18 protein-coding genes are annotated in these 17,953 nt (G+C 64.9%); 5 read left to right on the top strand and 13 right to left on the bottom strand.

Annotated features, from left to right (window positions below):
* From JNL31_RS11235 to JNL31_RS11175, 13 genes are all read right to left on the bottom strand, one after another.
* On the bottom strand, positions 1–711 hold a 711-nt coding region (locus JNL31_RS11235), incomplete at its 3' end, for a mannitol dehydrogenase family protein (protein WP_294973266.1).
* A gap of 3 nt (positions 712–714) precedes the next feature.
* Entirely contained in the window at positions 715–1,485 is a 771-nt protein-coding gene (locus JNL31_RS11230) for an L-iditol 2-dehydrogenase (RefSeq protein WP_294973264.1), read from the bottom strand.
* The gene (locus JNL31_RS11225; RefSeq protein WP_294973262.1) at positions 1,482–2,474 is read right to left on the bottom strand and encodes an ABC transporter ATP-binding protein; all 993 of its coding nucleotides are present in this window, start codon (positions 2,472–2,474) and stop codon (positions 1,482–1,484) included. Before JNL31_RS11225 ends, JNL31_RS11230 begins: the two co-directional genes overlap by 4 nt.
* Before the next feature lie 7 nt (positions 2,475–2,481).
* Positions 2,482–3,312, bottom strand: coding sequence for a carbohydrate ABC transporter permease (locus JNL31_RS11220; protein WP_294973260.1), 831 nt, complete (start codon positions 3,310–3,312; stop codon positions 2,482–2,484).
* Between the two features lie 10 nt (positions 3,313–3,322).
* Positions 3,323–4,195, bottom strand: coding sequence for a carbohydrate ABC transporter permease (locus JNL31_RS11215; protein ID WP_294973259.1), 873 nt, complete (start codon positions 4,193–4,195; stop codon positions 3,323–3,325).
* A gap of 179 nt (positions 4,196–4,374) precedes the next feature.
* Complete coding sequence (locus JNL31_RS11210; RefSeq protein WP_294973258.1) at positions 4,375–5,685, bottom strand: sugar ABC transporter substrate-binding protein; 1,311 nt, start codon at positions 5,683–5,685, stop codon at positions 4,375–4,377.
* Between the two features lie 105 nt (positions 5,686–5,790).
* Positions 5,791–6,738 (bottom strand): sugar-binding transcriptional regulator, encoded by a 948-nt coding sequence (locus tag JNL31_RS11205; protein ID WP_294973256.1) that lies wholly within the window; start codon positions 6,736–6,738, stop codon positions 5,791–5,793.
* Positions 6,735–7,418 (bottom strand): HAD family hydrolase, encoded by a 684-nt coding sequence (locus JNL31_RS11200; protein ID WP_294973255.1) that lies wholly within the window; start codon positions 7,416–7,418, stop codon positions 6,735–6,737. The genes JNL31_RS11205 and JNL31_RS11200 overlap by 4 nt, the downstream gene beginning before the upstream one ends.
* Positions 7,419–7,444: 26 nt before the next feature.
* Complete coding sequence (gene radC, locus JNL31_RS11195; protein ID WP_294973268.1) at positions 7,445–8,206, bottom strand: DNA repair protein RadC; 762 nt, start codon at positions 8,204–8,206, stop codon at positions 7,445–7,447.
* A gap of 80 nt (positions 8,207–8,286) precedes the next feature.
* The gene (dnaJ, locus tag JNL31_RS11190) at positions 8,287–9,441 is read right to left on the bottom strand and encodes a molecular chaperone DnaJ (RefSeq protein ID WP_294973253.1); all 1,155 of its coding nucleotides are present in this window, start codon (positions 9,439–9,441) and stop codon (positions 8,287–8,289) included.
* A 72-nt stretch (positions 9,442–9,513) separates the two neighbouring features.
* Entirely contained in the window at positions 9,514–11,421 is a 1,908-nt protein-coding gene (gene dnaK / locus JNL31_RS11185) for a molecular chaperone DnaK (RefSeq protein WP_294973251.1), read from the bottom strand.
* A 222-nt stretch (positions 11,422–11,643) separates the two neighbouring features.
* Positions 11,644–12,240: an SH3 domain-containing protein gene (locus JNL31_RS11180; protein ID WP_294973250.1), complete on the bottom strand. Its 597-nt coding sequence runs from the start codon at positions 12,238–12,240 to the stop codon at positions 11,644–11,646.
* Complete coding sequence (locus JNL31_RS11175) at positions 12,237–13,061, bottom strand: ABC transporter permease (RefSeq protein WP_294973249.1); 825 nt, start codon at positions 13,059–13,061, stop codon at positions 12,237–12,239. The genes JNL31_RS11180 and JNL31_RS11175 overlap by 4 nt, the downstream gene beginning before the upstream one ends.
* A 108-nt stretch (positions 13,062–13,169) precedes the next feature.
* Between JNL31_RS11175 and cysQ the strand changes: the two genes are divergently transcribed.
* The 5 genes from cysQ to JNL31_RS11150 form a co-directional block, all read left to right on the top strand.
* Complete coding sequence (gene cysQ / locus JNL31_RS11170; protein ID WP_294973247.1) at positions 13,170–13,958, top strand: 3'(2'),5'-bisphosphate nucleotidase CysQ; 789 nt, start codon at positions 13,170–13,172, stop codon at positions 13,956–13,958.
* Entirely contained in the window at positions 13,955–14,746 is a 792-nt protein-coding gene (locus tag JNL31_RS11165; RefSeq protein WP_294973245.1) for a manno-octulosonate cytidylyltransferase, read from the top strand. Before cysQ ends, JNL31_RS11165 begins: the two co-directional genes overlap by 4 nt.
* A gap of 174 nt (positions 14,747–14,920) precedes the next feature.
* Positions 14,921–15,817 (top strand): UTP--glucose-1-phosphate uridylyltransferase GalU, encoded by an 897-nt coding sequence (galU, locus tag JNL31_RS11160; protein ID WP_294973243.1) that lies wholly within the window; start codon positions 14,921–14,923, stop codon positions 15,815–15,817.
* A 143-nt stretch (positions 15,818–15,960) separates the two neighbouring features.
* Positions 15,961–16,923 (top strand): glycosyltransferase family 2 protein, encoded by a 963-nt coding sequence (locus tag JNL31_RS11155; protein ID WP_294973241.1) that lies wholly within the window; start codon positions 15,961–15,963, stop codon positions 16,921–16,923.
* 28 nt (positions 16,924–16,951) lie between these two features.
* Positions 16,952–17,953: glycosyltransferase family 2 protein (locus JNL31_RS11150; RefSeq protein ID WP_294973239.1), on the top strand; the 1,002-nt coding region annotated here is incomplete at its 3' end.

Below are 17,953 nucleotides of genomic sequence, written 5' to 3'. Positions count from 1 at the left end.
GTCGTCGCCCAGGCCGAAGCTTGCCGCCATCTCGCGTTCACGCGGTCCGGTGGCGGGGGTGATGCGGTCGACCATGCCGTTGGGGAAGGCGACATTGGCCTTGATCCAGTCGGCCAGCGCCGGATCGGACAGCCGGGCAAGGCCGATCACCGCGTTCTGCGTCACATGGCCGTTGCCGGGCAGGTTGTCGCAGGACATCACCGTGAAGGGCGGCACCCCCGCCGCGCGCCGCGCCTTCAGCGCCGCGATGATCGCGCCAAAGGCGGTGCGGTGCGGGTTCGCTGCATCGGCGGCGATTTCGGGATGCGTGGGGTCGAAGGCCCCGGTCGCCGGGTTGATGAAATAGCCGCCCTCGGTCACGGTCAACGAAACGATCCGGATTTCCGGGCGCGACATCGCCGCGATCAACGCCGCATTGTCCGGCTCCACCGGCAGGAAGTCGATCATAGAGCCGATGCGCCGGGCGGATTTGCCCTTGGGGTCCAGCTCGATCACCGTGGACAGACAGTCCTGCCCCTTCAGCGCATCGCGCATCCGGGCGTCGCCCTCGCGCACGCCGGCGCCAAGGATCGCCCAGTCATGGCCAAGCCCCATGGCGAAGAGGTCGTCGAGGTAGACGGCCATATGCGCCCGGTGAAAGTTGCCGAGCCCGATATGCACGATGCCGGGGGCGAGTTTCGAACGGTCATAGGCGGGGAGTGTAGCTTTCATCGGTCACGCCATCCAGTTGCCGCCGTCCACGCCGAAGCACTGGGCGACGATGTATTTCGCTTCCGGCGTGGCAAGGAAGATCGCCATGCCGGTCAGATCCTCGGCGGTACCCATGCGGCCGAAGGGCACGGCTTCGCCGACTTCCTTCTTCTTCTGACCGGGGGCCTTGCCTTCGTATTTGGCGAAGAAGGCATCAACCCCGTCCCAGTGCTCGCCATCCACCACGCCGGGGGCGATGGCGTTGACGTTGATGCCATGCTTGATCAGGTCCAGGCCCGCCGACTGGGTCAGCGAGATCACCGCCGCCTTGGTCGCGCAGTAGACCGCCACCAGCCCCTCACCCCGACGGCCGGCCTGTGAGGCCATGTTGATGATCGTCCCGCCCTGACCCCGGGCAATCATGTGTCGCGCGGCCGCTTGCTGGCAGAACAGCGTCCCCGCCACGTTGACGGCAAAGAGCTTGTCATAGTCCGCCCGGGTGATTTCCACCGTCGGCGCGGCCACAAACAGCGCGGCGTTGTTGATCAGGATGTCGAGCTTGCCCATCTTCGCCACGGCCCCGGCGAAAGCGGCGTCGATGGACTCCTGCTTCGTCACGTCCAGCGCGATGGCATGGGCCTTGGGACCAAGGCTTTCCGCCGCCTTCTCTGCCGCTGCAAGATTGATGTCGGCAATCGCAACTTCCGCCCCTTCGGCCAGATAGGCGCGGGCAAAGGCCAGGCCGATGCCGCGCGCCGCGCCGGTGATCAGGGCGGTCTTGTCCTTCAGTCTCATGCCAGTGCCAGCCCGTTCGCATCAAAGCGGTGAATCTTGCCCGCCGGGGCCAGCTTGATCCGGTCGCCGTGGTGGACGTGCAGTTCCCCGGTGCCCCGGACGTTGATCACCCCGATCCCGTTCACGTCGACCTTGATGAAACTGTCCGAGCCGAGATGTTCCGACAGGCCGACCACGCCCTCCCACGGGCCATCGCCCACGCTGATATGTTCGGGCCGGACGCCGATGGTATGGGCGTTGTGCTTCGCGGCCTCGGCCCCGGTGATGAAATTCATCTTCGGGCTGCCGATGAAGCCCGCGACGAACAGGTTGCGCGGGTTGTTGTACAGCTCCAAGGGCGCGCCGACCTGTTCGATGTTGCCCGCGTTCAGCACGACGATCTTGTCGGCCATGGTCATGGCTTCGACCTGGTCGTGCGTCACATAGATCATCGTCGTCTTCAGCGACTGGTGCAGCTCGCTGATCTCCTGCCGCATCCCGACCCGCAGCGCGGCGTCAAGGTTCGACAGCGGCTCGTCGAACAGGAAGGCCGCCGGTTCGCGCACGATGGCCCGCCCGATGGCAACCCGCTGGCGCTGGCCACCGGACAGTTGCCCCGGGCGGCGGTCGAGGTAGTTCGCCAGGTTCAGCACCTTGGCGGCGCGCTCCACCCGCTTGTCCTGTTCCGCCTGGTCCATCCCCGCCATCTTCAGCGGGAAGGCGATGTTCTTGCGCACCGTCATGTGCGGGTAAAGCGCATAGCTCTGGAACACCATCGCAAGGCCCCGCTTGGCGGGGGGCAGGTTTGTCGCATCCTTGCCGTCGATCTCGATCGTGCCCGAGGTGGTGTCCTCCAGCCCGGCGATCAGCCGCAAGAGGGTGGATTTGCCGCAGCCCGAGGGGCCGACGAAGACGACGAACTCGCCATCGTTGATCTCCAGGTCGATCCCCGGAATGACATGCACGTCGCCGAAGCTCTTGCGGACCTTGGTCAGTTCGATCTTGCCCATGATTTCCTCACTTCACCGCGCCGAAGGTCAGGCCGCGCACCAGTTGCTTCTGGCTGAACCAGCCAAGGATAAGGATCGGCATGATGGCCATGGCCGATGCCGCCGAGAGTTTCGCGTAAAAGAGGCCCTGCGGTGCCGAGAAGCTGGCGATGAAGGCCGAGAGGGGGGCCGCCTTGGTGGTGGTCAGGACGATGGTCCAGAACGCCTCGTTCCAGGCGAGGATGATGTTCAGAAGCATGGTCGAGGCGATGCCGGGCAGCGCCATGGGCGTCAGGACATGGACGATCTCGCCCCAGAGCGACGCCCCGTCCATCCGCGACGCCTCAAGGATCTCGCCGGGGATTTCCTTGAAGTAGGTGTAGAGCATCCAGATGATGATCGGCAGGTTCATCAGCATCAGCGCGAAGACCAGTCCGATCTTGGTGTCGATCAGCCCAAGCCGCTGGAACAGCAGGTACAGCGGGATCATGACCGCGACGGCGGGCATCATCTTGGTCGACAGCATCCACATCAGCAGGTCCTTGGTCTTCTTGCCCGGCACGAAGGCCATGGCCCAGGCCGAGGGCACCGCGACCAGAAGGCCAAGGAGGGTGGAGCCGACCGAGATCACGACCGAGTTCCAGAAGAAGCGCGGATAGTCCGACCGGGCCCAGACCTCGGCGTAATTCTCCAGCGTCCAGTCGGCCGAGAGGAACTCGGGCGGGTTGGCGACGGCGGAGGCTTCGGTCTTGAACGAGGTCAGGATCATCCAGAGGACGGGGAAGAAGATGATCAGCGCGACGGCCCAGGCGGCAATCGTGGTGATCAGCTTGCGGCGGGGGGTGACGGCGCGTGCCATGGATGCCTCCTTACGCGTCGAGATGCTTGCCGATGCTGCGCATCAGGAAATAGGCTACGATGTTCGCCAGGATCACCGCGATGATCCCGCCCGCCGCCGCCCGCCCGATGTCCTTCGCCGCGATGGCCTGCTTGAAGATCATGTAGGGGAGCGTGGTACTGGCCGAGCCGGGGCCGCCCTGGGTGGTGGTGAAGATCTCGCCGAAGATGCCCAAGAGGAAGATCGTCTGGATCAGGATGACCACGGTGATCGCCCGGGTCGCGTGCGGCAGGATGATGTAGCGGAAGCGGCTGAGCGCGCTCGCCCCGTCCATCTCGGCTGCCTCAAGCTGTTCGGACGACAGCGATTGCAGCGCGGTCAACAGGATCAGCGTCGCGAAGGGCAGCCATTCCCATGAGACGATGCCGATGACCGACAGCATCGGGTAGTTTTCCAGGAACAGGATCGGCTCGGCCCCAATACCCCGGGCAAGGGCGGCGAAGAGCCCGTTCTGGGGATGCATGAACAGGTTTTCCCAGATCGAGGCGGCCACCGGCGGCATCACGAAGAAGGGCGCGATGACCAGGATGCGCAGCACGCCCTGGCCTTTCACCGGCTGGTCGATCAGCAGCGCGATCAGCATGCCGAGGACCACGGTGATGATCAGCACGCCACCCACCAGCGCCAGCGTGTTGAACAGTGCCAGCCAGAAATCCGGGGAATTCAGGAACCACAGGTAATTGTTGAACCCGACCCAGCCGGTCCGGTCGGGCGACAAAAGGCGATACAGCCGGAAGGAGTAGTAGAGAGTCATCGCCAGCGGCACGATCATCCAGATCAGCAGAAGGCCGACCGAGGGCGCCACCATCAGGCGGGCGGCGAAGCGGCTGGATTGCGTGGACATGGGGCAGGTCTCCGAATCTTCGGGGTCAGCGACCGATGGGGCAATGGTGCGGAACCGGCGGCACCACGCAAAGCGACGAGACAGGTTTTCGGCTTTGGAGAAGTGGCTTGCGGGCCAAGGGCTGGTCCGCAAGCCAAGGTGATCCCGGGGGTCTTGGGAGGTGTCCCCCGGGGTCGGTGTTACTGGATGTAGCCTGCGGCCTTCATCTCGTCGGTGACAAAGGTCTGGGCTTCCGCCAGCGCCTCGTCAGCCGTCTTCTGGCCTGCCAGCGCTGCCGAGAAGGTTTCGCCAACCGTGGTGGCGATGCCCGCAAACTCGGGGATCGCGACGAACTGGACGCCGACGTAAGGAACCGGCTTCACGGTCGGAGCGGTCGGGTCAGCCGAGTTGATGCTGTCGAGCGTCATCTTGGCGAACGGCACCTTGGCGTATTCCTCGTTCGCGTAAAGCGAGGTCCGCGTGCCCGGAGGAACGTTGGCCCAGCCTTCCTTCGACGCGACGAGCGCGAGGTAGTCCTTGTTGGTCGCCCAGTCGATGAAGACCTTGGCCGCATCCTTGGCGTCCGACGAGGCCGGGATCGCCAGCGACCAGGCCCAGAGCCAGTTGCCGCGCTTGCCAAGCCCGTTGTCCGGGGCGAGCGCGAAGCCGACCTTGTCGGCAACGGTCGAATCCTTGCCGGTCACGAAGGACGCCGCCACCGTGGCGTCGATCCACATGCCGCACTTGCCCTGCTGGAACAGCGTCAGGTTCTCGTTGAAGCCGTTGTTCGAGGCGCCCGGAGGACCGTAGTTGTTCATCAGGTTCAGGTAGAAGTCCAAGGTCGCCTTCCACTCGGGCTGGTCGAACTGCGGCACCCACTTTTCATCGAACCAGCGTGCGCCGAACGAGTTGGACATGGCGGTCAGGAAGGCCATGTTCTCGCCCCAGCCGGCCTTGCCGCGCAGGCAGATGCCATACTGTTCCTTCGACTTGTCGGTCATCGCCTTGGCGGCGGTCTCGATGTCGGCCCAGGTCGGCGCGTCGGGCATGGTCAGCCCGGCAGCTTCCATCAGGTCCTTGCGGTACATCACCATCGAGGATTCGCCGTAGAACGGCGCCGCCATCAGGTTGCCGTCGACCGTCAGGCCGCCGCGGATCGCGGGGAGAAGGTCGTCCACGTCATATTCGGCCGGCAGGTCGTTCAGGCTTTCCAGCCAGCCCTGCTTGCCCCAGATCGGAACTTCATAGGTGCCGATGGTGATCACGTCATACTGACCGCCGCCGGTGGCGATGTCGGTCGTGACGTTCTGGCGCAGGACGTTCTCTTCCAGCGTCACCCATTCCACCTTGATGTCGGGGTGCTTGGCGTTGAAGTCGTCCATCAGGCCCTGCATGCGGACCATGTCACCATTGTTGACGGTGGCGACCGTAATGGTGGTTTCGGCCATTGCCGCGCCCGAAAGCGTGAACAAAGCCGTTGCACCCATAAGGGCGCGAAGCGTCTTGGTCATGTAATCCTCCCTGGATCAGCGTATGAGCAAATCATCGCCTAATGGGTAAATGCTCACAACTGACCCAGAGTCGTCAAGCCCCCTCTTCCGCCGCAAGTGCGAAGGTCAGGCGCGGGCCAACAGCGCGTGGGCGCTGGGCTCGTCTGTCACCAAGCCATTGATTATTTTTGATTTCATCGCCGCATGGATCGCAGGAACCTTGGATGCGCCCGCAGCAATCCCGATCGAGGGCCGATCAAGCCCCGGCGCAACGCGTACTCCGCCGGTGCGCCGGTTGGTGCCAAAGTCCAGATATCGACCCTGTGAGTCGAAGACCCAGCCCGCCACTTCGCCCGTGGCCCCGGCGGCCTGCATCTCGTCCAGTTCCGCGCGCGTGACGAAGCCGTCGGCCAGAAGCGGCGCGTCGTTCGACATCTGGCCCACGCCGACAAAGCACACGTCCGCCGCCTCGGCCAAGGCCACGACCTTCTTGACCGGGGCGAGTGCGTGGAAGGCCGCGTTCTCTTCCGGCGTCGGGCTGATCACGGGGACCGGCATCGGATAGTGCGGAGCGCGCACCTTGTCGGCGATCCGCATCACCACGTCGAAGAAGCTGGCAGAGCCATCCGGCGCGATATTCCCGATCAGCGACACCAGCCGGTGCTGCGGCGCGTCGATCTCCTCCATCGCGTCGACCATGCCGCGCAGGGCACGCCCGGTTCCCAGGGCCACAACAAGCGGGTCGGACATCCGCAGGAAACGTTCCAATTCCGCCGCCGCCGCCGGGGCGATGGCGCGGACCGGGTCGGCCCCCGCCCCAAGCCCCGGCGCTACCCGCACCCGGTCCAGACCGAAGCGGTCGCGCAGGGCGGCTTCCAGGTCCAGGCAGGCCCCGATCCGGTGATTCAGCCGGACATGGATCAGCCCCTCCGCCATCGCCCGGCTGACCAGCCGCTGCGCCCGCTGGCGGCTGACCCCCAGTTCGGCGGCGATCTGGTCCTGCGTCATGCCCGCGACGTAGTACAGCCAGCCCGCGCGGGCCGCTTCATCCTGCAATGTGGGTTCGGTGCTCATGCCGGTTGCCTGGCGGATCTCAGTGTGGGGGCAAACTGAAAAAAATCCGCGAAGCTGACAAGCCTGCGGTGCGGACGGGCATCGTCGGGTTCTTCCGGCGTGTCCGGCCCCAGGTGGCTGGCCCCGACGAAACGCCAGACGGTCATCCCGGCAGCGAGGCCCGCACGAATCCCGGTGAGACTGTCCTCGATCACCAGCGTCCGGTCCGGTCGCACGCCCATCTTCTGCGCCGCGAACAGGAACAGGTCCGGCGCCGGTTTACCCTGCGCGACCATGGTCGAGGTATAGACCCTGCCGCCAACCAGCGCGGTCAGTCCGACCAGCCCCAGTGAAAGCTCGACCCGCCGGGGGCTGGACGAGGTGGCGACGCAGAAGGGCACGGCCATGGCAAGCAACACGTCCTGAACATGCGGAACGACGCGCAAGTCCGACCTGAACACCGCCAGCAGGTTCTCGCGGTAGCGCGTCTCGAAATCCGGCGGCAGGTCCAGCCCGAACTCCCGGCGGATCGTCTCCATCACCACCGGATAGCTGCGGCCGAGGAAATTGCGCTCGACATAGGTCAAGTCAATCTCCAGCCCCAGCCGCGCAAGTTCGGCCACCAGCATCCGGGCGCTGATGATCTCGCTGTCGATCAGCACGCCGTCACAGTCGAAGATGACAAGGTCAAAGTCCTGCATCCGTCATGCGTAGCGCAAGGCGTGAACTAAAGGTAGCCCTGTGAGCGAAAGCTCAATTCCCGGCTTTTGCCGATGATCAGATGATCGTGGAGCGTCAGCCCAAGCGCCTCGCAGGCATCCTGGACCTGGCGGGTCATCGACAGGTCGGCATCCGAGGGCGTGGGGTCGCCCGACGGATGGTTGTGGACAAGGATCAGGGCAGAGGCATTCAGCTCCAGCGCCCGCTTGACGATCTCGCGCGGGTAGACGGGGACATGGTCGACCGTGCCATTCGCCTGCTCCTCATCCGCGATCAGAAGGTTCTTGCGGTCAAGGAACAGGACGCGGAACTGTTCTGTCTCGCGGTGGGACATGGCGGTATGGCAGTAATCCAGCAGCGCGTCCCAGGAAGACAGCACCGGCTTCTGCATCACCCGCGCCCGCATCATCCGCTGTGCGGCGGCCTCGATAAGCTTCAGCTCCAGCACCACGGCGGGACCGGCGCCCTTGACCATCTGCAGCCGGGCGGGCGAGGCGGTGATGACCCGGTTGAAATCGCCGAACGTGTCGAGGAGAAGGCGGGCGAGGGGCTTCACGTCCTGCCGGGGAATGGCACGGAACAGGACCAGTTCGAGGAGTTCGTAATCCGGCAGCGCCGCGCCACCGCCTTCCATGAAACGGTCGCGCAGGCGCTGGCGGTGGTCGGCGATATAGGAGGGCAGCCGCCCGGTGAGCACGGACGGCTCGGCCTCGTCCGGCTCGGCGGGGGCGACCAGGGGCAGGAAGGGTTCGTTGAAGGACTGGACCATCCCCGCAGCCTGCCGCGACATGGTTGAGGAAGGGTTAACGGACGCAGGAAAGGTGGGTTGGCACCCACCCTACGACTGGATCACCCCTTCATCCCCTCCCAGAAGCTCTTCACCTTCGAAAAGAACGACGAGCCTTCCGGGTTGTTCTCCTCGCTCAACTTCTCGAACTCCTTCAACAGCTCCCGCTGCCGCGAGGTCAGGTTCACCGGGGTTTCCACCGCCAGCTCGATCACCATGTCGCCGGTGTTCGAGGACCTCAGCGCGGGCATCCCCTTGTTTCGCAGCCGCATCTGCTTGCCCGACTGCGCCCCGGCGGGGACCTTCACCCGCGCCTTGCCGCCGTCGATCGTCGGCACCTCGATCTCGCCCCCCATCGCGGCGGTGGGCATCGAGACCGGCACCCGGCAGAAGAGATGCACCCCGTCCCGCTGGAACAGCGCGTGTTCCTTCACCTCAAGGAAGATGTACAGATCGCCATTCGGCCCGCCGCGCAAGCCCGCCTCGCCCTCGCCGGCCAGCCGGATGCGCGTGCCCGTCTCCACCCCCTGCGGGATGTTCACCGAAAGTTGCTTTTCCTTGTGCATCCGTCCCTGTCCGCCGCAGGTCTTGCAGGGGTTCTTGATGATCTGGCCCATGCCGTTGCACTGGTGGCAGGTGCGCTCGATGGTGAAGAACCCCTGCTGCGCCCGGACCTTGCCCATGCCGTTGCAGGTCGGGCAGGTGACGGGTTCGGCCCCGCCTTCCGCCCCCGACCCGTGGCAGGTGTCGCAGGTGACGGATGTGGGCACGGTGATGGTCTTCTGGCTGCCGGTATAGGCCTCTTCCAGCGAGACGCGCATGTTGTAGCGCAGGTCAGACCCGCGCTGGGCGCGCGACCGACCCCCGCCGCCACCGCCGCCCCCCCGGCCCATGAAATCGCCGAACAGGTCCTCGAACACGTCGGAAAACGCGCTGGCGAAATCGCCCTGCTGGCCATAGCCGCCCGGACGCGGGCCACCGCCCATGCCGCCTTCGAAAGCCGCATGGCCAAAACGGTCATAGGCCGCCTTCTTCTGGTCGTCCTTCAGGACCTCATAGGCCTCGTTCACTTCCTTGAACTGGGCCTCGGCCTGCGGATTGTCCGAGTTGCGGTCGGGATGCAGCTCTTTCGCCTTGGCGCGATAGGCCTTCTTCAGCTCGTCGGCCGAAGCGCCCTTCTTTGCCCCCAGGACCTCGTAGTAGTCGCGCTTTGCCACGGCAAAACCCCCATGTGGAACCGGCGAAGGGCGGCCCGTTGCCAGACCGCCCCTTCATCCGTTCCTCGCGGCTTACTTCCGCTTGTTGTTGCCCAGGTCCTCGAAGTCGGCGTCGACGATGTCGTCGTCATCCACCGGCCGCGGCTCGTCCTCGGCAGCTCCGCCTTCCGCCTGGCTGGCCTTGTAGATCGCCTCGCCCAGCTTCATCGCGGCTTCGGTCAGGTTCTGGATGCCGCTCTTGATCTTGCCGGCATCCTCGCCCTTCAGCGCGTCTTCCAGCGGACCCATGGCAAGCTCGATCGCCTCGACCGTCGACGGATCGACCTTGTCGCCATGTTCGGACAGCGACTTCTTCGTCGAGTGCAGCAGGCTTTCGCCCTGGTTCTTCGTCTCCACCAGCTCGCGGCGTTCCTTGTCGGCTTCGGCGTTGGCCTCGGCGTCCTTGATCATCTGTTCGATGTCGCTGTCGGACAGACCGCCCGAGGCCTGGATGGTGATCGCCTGCTCCTTGTTGGTGCCCTTGTCCTTGGCTTTCACCGACACGATGCCGTTGGCGTCGATGTCGAAGGTCACCTCGATCTGCGGCACGCCACGCGGGGCGGGCGGGATCTGTTCCAGGTTGAACTGGCCCAGCATCTTGTTGTCGGCGGCCATCTCGCGTTCGCCCTGGAACACGCGGATCGTCACCGCGTTCTGGTTGTCCTCGGCGGTCGAGAAGACCTGCGACTTCTTGGTCGGGATCGTCGTGTTGCGGTCGATCAGCCGGGTGAAGACGCCGCCCAGCGTTTCGATGCCCAGGGACAGCGGGGTCACGTCCAAGAGAACCACGTCCTTGACGTCGCCCTGCAGGACACCGGCCTGGATGGCCGCGCCCAGTGCCACGACTTCATCGGGGTTCACGCCCTTGTGCGGCTCTTTCCCGAAGAACTTGGTCACTTCCTCGACCACGCGCGGCATCCGGGTCATCCCGCCGACCAGCACCACCTCGTCGATGTCATCCTTCGAGACACCTGCATCCTTCAGCGCGGCCTGGCAGGGCTTGATCGACTTCTTGATCAGGTCTTCGACCAGGCTTTCCAGCTTGGACCGGGTCAGCTTGACCACCAGGTGCAGCGGCTGCCCGGTGTTCTTGTCCATGCTGATGAACGGCTGGTTGATCTCGGTCTGCTGCGACGACGACAGCTCGATCTTGGCCTTCTCCGAGGCTTCCTTCAGCCGTTGCAGCGCCATCTTGTCCAGCGTGAGGTCAACGCCATGCTCTTTCTTGAACTCGTCGGCGAGGTAGCTGACGATGCGCATGTCGAAGTCTTCGCCACCCAGGAAGGTGTCGCCGTTGGTCGACTTCACCTCGAAAAGACCGTCGTCGATTTCCAGGATGGTGATGTCGAAGGTACCGCCGCCAAGGTCATAGACGGCGATGGTCTTCGATTCCTTCTTGTCGAGCCCATAGGCCAGCGCGGCCGCCGTCGGTTCGTTGATGATGCGCAGCACCTCAAGACCGGCGATCTTGCCCGCGTCCTTGGTGGCCTGGCGCTGGGCGTCGTTGAAATAGGCCGGAACGGTGATCACGGCCTGGGTGACGGTCTCGCCCAGATACGATTCAGCCGTTTCCTTCATCTTCTGCAGGATGAAGGCCGAGACCTGGCTGGGCGAATACTTCTCGCCGCGCACCTCGACCCAGGCGTCGCCGTTGCCGCCGTCGACGATCTTGTAGGGGACAAGTTTCTTGTCCTTCTCCACCTCGGCATCGCCCAGGCGGCGGCCGATCAGGCGTTTCACCGCGAAGACGGTGTTGGTGGGGTTGGTCACGGCCTGCCGCTTGGCGGGCTGGCCGACCAGGCGTTCGCTTTCCGTGAAGCCGACGATGGAGGGCGTGGTGCGCGCGCCTTCCGAATTCTCGATGACCCGGGGTTGCGAACCATCCATGATGGCAACGCAGGAGTTCGTGGTCCCGAGGTCAATACCGATGACTTTGGCCATGTGTGTATCCCTTTACTTCAGGCGATGTTCCGGCAAGGACCCTTGAAAAGCAGGCATCCCCACCTTGAGGAAGACGTCAGGTCTGGCGGCCCGGCGCCCGTGTGTGGCGTATATAGGCAGGCGTTTTCGGGCCTGCAACGGTTGGCTTGCGGGCCGGATCGCGATTCTTCGGCAATGATGCGCGGAAATCCCTAAAACTGTGCGCGCACGGTTTGCCGCGCCTCACGGCGGGTCAAGGCGGCAGCAGCCGGACAACCGCGTCCGGTCCGGTCCCGTCAGGAAAAGATCGGCGGCAATGCCATAGGCACGGTCCGACATGCCATCCGAGCATTCGGCGGGCGCAAGCACGGCGATGCCGTCGGGCAGGGCGATGGCGGCGCTTTGCGACCAGGGCAGCGCGGGCCAGCTTGCGGTGATCGGGGCGATACGGGCTTCCTCGTCCTCGGGCGTCTGGAACCGGGTCTCGCCGGCCTTCGCATCTATCTGAAGCGTCCAGAACGGCTCCGTTCCCAGGCAGGTCAGCGGGGGTTCCAGCGCGTTCCAGTCCGGGCCATCCGTCCGGGTCAGAAAGCGCATGGCGACATAGCCGCTGCGGTCGCCCGTATTCACCAGCCCCCAGCCGTCCGCTTCGGCCAGCACTTCGACCCCGGTCGCATCCGCCGCCAGCGTCCCGATCACCTCGGCCGCCGCGTCGGGCGCTGCGCGGATGTTGAGCATGTCGTCTGCCGCGACCCCAGTGACCTTATGCAGGGCAGGATAGACCTCGGCCCGCAGCGGCGCGGTCAACAGGGTCAGCCAAAGGAGCACGAGCCGGATCACCGTCCCTTGCCCCAGCTGACCGAGGCATGCTGCCGCGTGAAGAATTCCGCCATCAACCCGATCAGGATGCAGACCAGAGCGTAGCAGATCGCATACTCATACGAGGTATAGCGCGGCGTGTAGTTCAGGAAGACGAACCCGCGCGTCTGGTCGATGGTGTGGAACAGCGGGTTCCAGTCGAACCAGGCGCGCCGGTTGGGGGCAAGGTTGTTGGCCAGCACCATCTTGCCCGAGGCGATGACATTCGCCCTGGTATACAGCGACACGACAATCCCGATCAGCTCGGGCTGCCAGGGCTTGGCCGACAGGAACACCATGCCGATCCCGATGCCCGAGAACCAGGACAGGAGGTGCATTCCCAGCAACCCCACCGGCTCGTCGATGGTGATCGGGCTCCACGCGGCGTGGTAGACGAACAGGATCGCCGCGGCCGACAGGGTCTGCTGGTAGAGCGCCGCCAGCGCCGCGCCCATGATCGAGATGATCGGGTTCATCGGCGCGTGCATCATCATCGCCGAGGTCGGCCCGTCCGCCCCGGAGACTGCGCGGATGGTCTTGATATGGGTCATGTACATGAACACGCCCGACATGACGTACAGCATGAAATCACCGCGGACGGCGATCCGGCGCATGCCGAACAACTGCATCATGAAGAACATGACCAACAGCATGATCAGCGACTGGACGATCGACATGACCAGTCCAAGCATCGCATTGTTGTGGGACCTGCGCAGGTTGCGGACGCTGACATGGTAGATCAGCTCCAGGGTTTCGAACCCCAGGCCGATCCACGACCGTTCGAATGGCTTGTGGCGGAACATGCGCTTTCCCAGTCAGGTCCGGCATCCTGTACCAGGAAATCTTGCCGTTCCGTTGACGGCGAAGGATAAGGGCGGGCGAACCGATGATCAATCGCCACAGGAGACGTGATGAATTTTAGCGACCTGATGCCGCTTTTCCGCCGCCTGGCGCTGGAAGCGGGCGACCGGATCATGGACATCTACGCGCGCCCCGATTTCGAGGTCCGCGCCAAGGGCGATGCCTCGCCCGTGACCGAGGCCGACCTTGCCGCCGATGCCGTCATCTCGCAGGGCCTGCGCGCCGCCTTCCCGCAGGTGCCGCTGATCACCGAGGAGCAGGCGGCCTCGCATACGCTGACGGCTCGCACCTTCCTCATCGTCGATCCGCTGGACGGCACGAAGGAATTCGTCCAGCGCCGCGGCGATTTCACCGTGAACATCGCCTATGTGCAGGATGGCGTGCCCATCCGCGGCGTCGTCTACGCCCCGGCCAAGGGGCGGCTGTTCTACACCCTGCCCGACGGCACTTCGGTCGAGGAAACCGGACCCTTCGGCCCCGAACCCGGTCCCCTGACGCCTCTCAAGGTTTCCACCCCCGACAACGCCGCGCTGATGGTGGTGGCCTCGAAATCCCACCGCGACAAGGCGACCGACGACTACATCGCGCGCTACGCCGTCCGCGACATGACCTCTGCCGGGTCGAGCCTGAAGTTCTGCCTGGTTGCGACAGGCGAGGCCGACCTCTACCCCCGCCTCGGCCGCACGATGGAATGGGACACCGCCGCGGGAGACGCCGTCCTGCGCGGGGCAGGGGGCGAGGTCGTCCGCTTCGACGACCACCAGCCGCTCGCCTATGGCAAACCCGGATGGGACAACCCGTTCTTCATCGCCTTCGCCCCGGGCGTGGTGCTGAAATGAAGACCCTCATCGCCATTCCGGCCCGCTATGCCAGTACCCGCTACCCGGGCAAGCCGCTGGTCGCGCTGAAGGGCCCCGATGGCGAGAAGACCCTGATCCGCCGCAGCTGGGAGGCGGCAATGGCCGTCAATGGCATCGACCGCGTCGTCGTCGCCACCGATGACGCCCGCATCGCCGACCATGCACGGGGCTTCGGGGCCGAGGTGGTGATGACCTCCTCCGACGCCCGAAACGGCACCGAGCGCTGCGCCGAGGTGGCAGCGAAACTCCCCGGCTACGACGTGATCGTGAACTTGCAGGGCGACGCCCCCCTGACCCCCGCCTGGTTCGTGGAAGTTCTGGTCGCGGGACTTGCCGCCGACCCCGATGCCGACATCGCCACCCCCGTCCTGCGCTGCGATGGCCGCGCCGTCGCGGGCTTTCTTGCCGACCGCCGGGCCGGCCGGGTCGGCGGCACCACTGCCGTCTTCGGCGCCGGGGGCCGTGCGCTTTATTTCTCCAAGGAAGTCATCCCTTACACCGGTCGCGACTACGCAGCCGACGAACCCACGCCCGTCTTCCACCATGTCGGCGTCTACGCCTACCGTCCCGCCGCACTGGCGGCCTATCCGACCTGGCCCACCGGCCCGCTGGAAACGCTGGAAGGCCTTGAACAGCTTCGCTTCCTGGAGAACGGCCGTCGCGTCCTCTGCGTCGAGGTCGAGGCACAGGGCCGCCAGTTCTGGGAACTGAACAACCCCTCCGACGTCGCCATCATCGAGCAGATGCTCGCTGCAACCCAAGGCTGAGCATCGGTTTTGCAGGTCTGGATTGTCTTCTTTCGGTCGTTTTTTGGTGCGAAGATCGACGGACTGATGCAGTTTACGAATATTGCCGCGGCGCTGCCCGCTTAAGGTCAGATTCGCCTGCAAACCAGATTGCGCCCGAGTTATTAGTCAGACCAGACGGGGTTAGGACGAGTCATGAAAACCAGAAAGATCACCAAGGCGGTATTTCCTGTCGCAGGCCTCGGCACGCGTTTCCTGCCCGCCACCAAGTCGATCCCGAAAGAGATCATGACGCTCGTCGACCGGCCCCTGATCCAGTACGCCATCGACGAGGCCCGCGCCGCCGGGATCAAGGAATTCATCTTCGTGACCTCGCGCGGGAAATCCGCGCTGGAGGATTACTTCGACCACGCGCCGGAACTGGAATCCGAGCTGAAGAAGAAGAACAAGACCGACCTGCTGGAAATCCTCAAGGACACCAACATGGATTCGGGCGCCATCGCCTATGTCCGGCAGAACCGCCCGATGGGACTTGGCCATGCCGTCTGGTGCGCCCGCCGCCTGATCGGCAACGAGCCCTTCGCCGTCCTTTTGCCCGATGACGTGATCGCCGCCGAAACCCCCTGCCTGCAACAGATGGTCGAGGCCCATGCCGAAACCGGCGGCTGCATGGTCGCGGCGATGGAAGTCGCGCCGAAACGCACCTCCAGCTACGGCGTGCTCGACATTGCCGAGGACAAGGGCCAGATCGTCACCGTCAAGGGCATGGTGGAAAAGCCGAAGCCGGAAGACGCGCCGTCGAACCTTGCGGTCATCGGGCGCTACATCCTGACGCCCAAGATCCTGACAAACCTCAACAAGATCAAGCAGGGCGCGGGCGGGGAAATCCAGCTGACCGACGCCATCGCGCAGGAAACGAAGAAACCCGGCAGCGTCTTTGGCCTGCGCTTCCGCGGCCAGCGCTACGATTGCGGCTCGAAGATCGGCTTCCTCCAGGCGACCGTCGCTTTCGGCCTGTCGCGCCCCGAATTTGGCGAGGAGTTCGCCGATTTCCTGCACGCGCTGACCGCAATGCAGAAGGCCGCGCAATAGGTTTGGCGGCCCGGGAAAAGACTGCGCACAGCTTTCCCCGGGGCTTGCCTCATGCCTGCCCTATCGGCGAACTTGATCCTCCCGGTTCCGGGCTGACCAGCGCGATCCTGGCGCTGAAGCTGCGTACGCGGCGCCAGGTTCTGATGCTGCGCGCCTTTCGCAAGCGCCGCCAGCTTTCACTCCTGATCGACCGCACCGGCCGGATCGCTCCCGGCGACGTGCTCTGCTTCCTCTGCCTCCGCAACGAAGCTCACCGCCTGCCGCACTTCCTGCGCCATCACCGCACGCTGGGCGTCCGGCATTTTCTGGTCATCGACAACGCCAGCACCGACGGCTCCGACCGGCTGCTTGCCGAACAGCCGGATGTTTCGCTTTGGCAGACCCCCGCCAGCTACAAGGCCTCGCGTTTCGGAATGGACTGGCTGACCTGGCTCCAGATGCGGCACGGGCATGGCCACTGGTGCCTGACGCTCGATGCTGACGAGCTGCTGATCTACCCCAACTGGCAGACGCGGCCGCTGCCTGCCTTGACCGGCTGGCTGGAAGGGCAGGGCCGCGATGCATTCGGCGCCCTGACGCTGGACCTGTATCCCGAAGGGCCAGTGTCGCAGGGCGCCGTCGGACCAGAGGACGACCCGATCCGTCACCTGTGCTGGTTCGACGCCGGGAATTATCAGGTCCAGGTCCAGCCCCGGATGTGGAACCTGTGGATCCAGGGCGGTGCCCGGGCCCGGGCCTTCTTCGCCGCCGACCCCCGCCGTGCCCCCACGCTGAACAAGACCCCGCTCGTTCGCTGGCACTGGCGCTATGCCTATGTGAACTCGACCCATTCCCTGCTGCCACCGCGCCTGAACAAGGTCTATGCGACGGATGGCGGAGAGCTGACCTCCGGCGTGCTTCTGCACACCAAGTTCCTGCCCGGCATCACCGACCGCTCGGCTGAGGAAAAGACCCGGGGCGAGCATTTCGGCGATGCCGCACAGTATGCCGCCTACTACGACCGCCTCACCGCCGACCCGGTCTTGCACTGCGACGCTTCCACCCGCTACACCGGCTGGCGGCAGTTGGAGGCGCTGGGCCTGATGTCGCGGGGCGGCTGGATATGACGGGACATTCCCAGGACGCGGGGCGGACATGGGCCTGATCTCGCTGATCCGCCTCCGCAGCCGACGTCGCTATCTTCTGGCCCGCGCCTGGCGCCGCCGCCGTCAGCTGACCCCCGTCGCCGACCGCACCGCCAGCCTTCCCGCGCGGCCGATCCTTCTCTTCTCCACCATGCGGAACGAGCGTATCCGGCTGCCCTACTTCCTCGCCTACTACCGCCGCCTCGGGGTGAACCACTTCCTGATCGTCGACAACGGCTCGACCGACGGCACCCGCGAATTCCTCGCCGAACAGCCCGACGTCTCGGTCTGGTCCGCCACCGCGGGCTACAAGCAATCGCGCTTCGGCATGGACTGGATGATGCATCTCCTCCGCCGCCACGGCCATGGCCGCTGGTGCCTGACCGTCGACGTGGACGAATTCCTCGTCTACCCGTTCTGCGAGACCCGCCCCCTGCGTGCCCTCACCGACTGGCTCGACAGCGCGGAAACCCCCTGCTTCGGCGCGATGTTGCTGGACATGTATCCCAAGGGCGCGATGCACGAACAGCCCTATGCAGAGGGGCAGAATCCCTTTGAAATCGCCCAATATTTCGACAGCGGCAATTACCTGATCAACCGCAACCCCCTGTATCGCAACCTCTGGATCCAGGGGGGCCCCCGCGCGCGGCTCTTCTTCCCCGACCGCCCGAAACACGCCCCGGCAATGAACAAGACGCCGCTCGTCAAGTGGCACCGCTCCTACGCCTATGTCTCCTCGACCCACATGATGCTGCCCCGCGCGCTGAACCTCACTTACGACGACCAGGGCGGCGAACGCGCCTCCGGCGTGCTCCTGCATGCGAAATTCCTCGACACCTTCGCCGCCAAGGCCGCCGAGGAGCTGGCGCGTGGCCAGCACTATGCCGAAAGCCACGAATACCGCGCCTACCGCGAAGGCATCGCCCGCGAGCGCGATCTCTGGTGCAATTGGAGCGAGAAATATGTCAACTGGCGCCAGCTGGAGGTGCTGGGCCTGATGTCGAAAGGAAAC

Origin of the sequence: Tabrizicola sp. (genome assembly GCF_016792905.1) — a bacterium.
In the GTDB taxonomy this organism is placed as follows: domain Bacteria; phylum Pseudomonadota; class Alphaproteobacteria; order Rhodobacterales; family Rhodobacteraceae; genus Tabrizicola.
The sequence above is the reverse complement of the archived record's forward strand: the minus strand, read 5'-3'. Positions and strand labels throughout refer to the sequence as shown.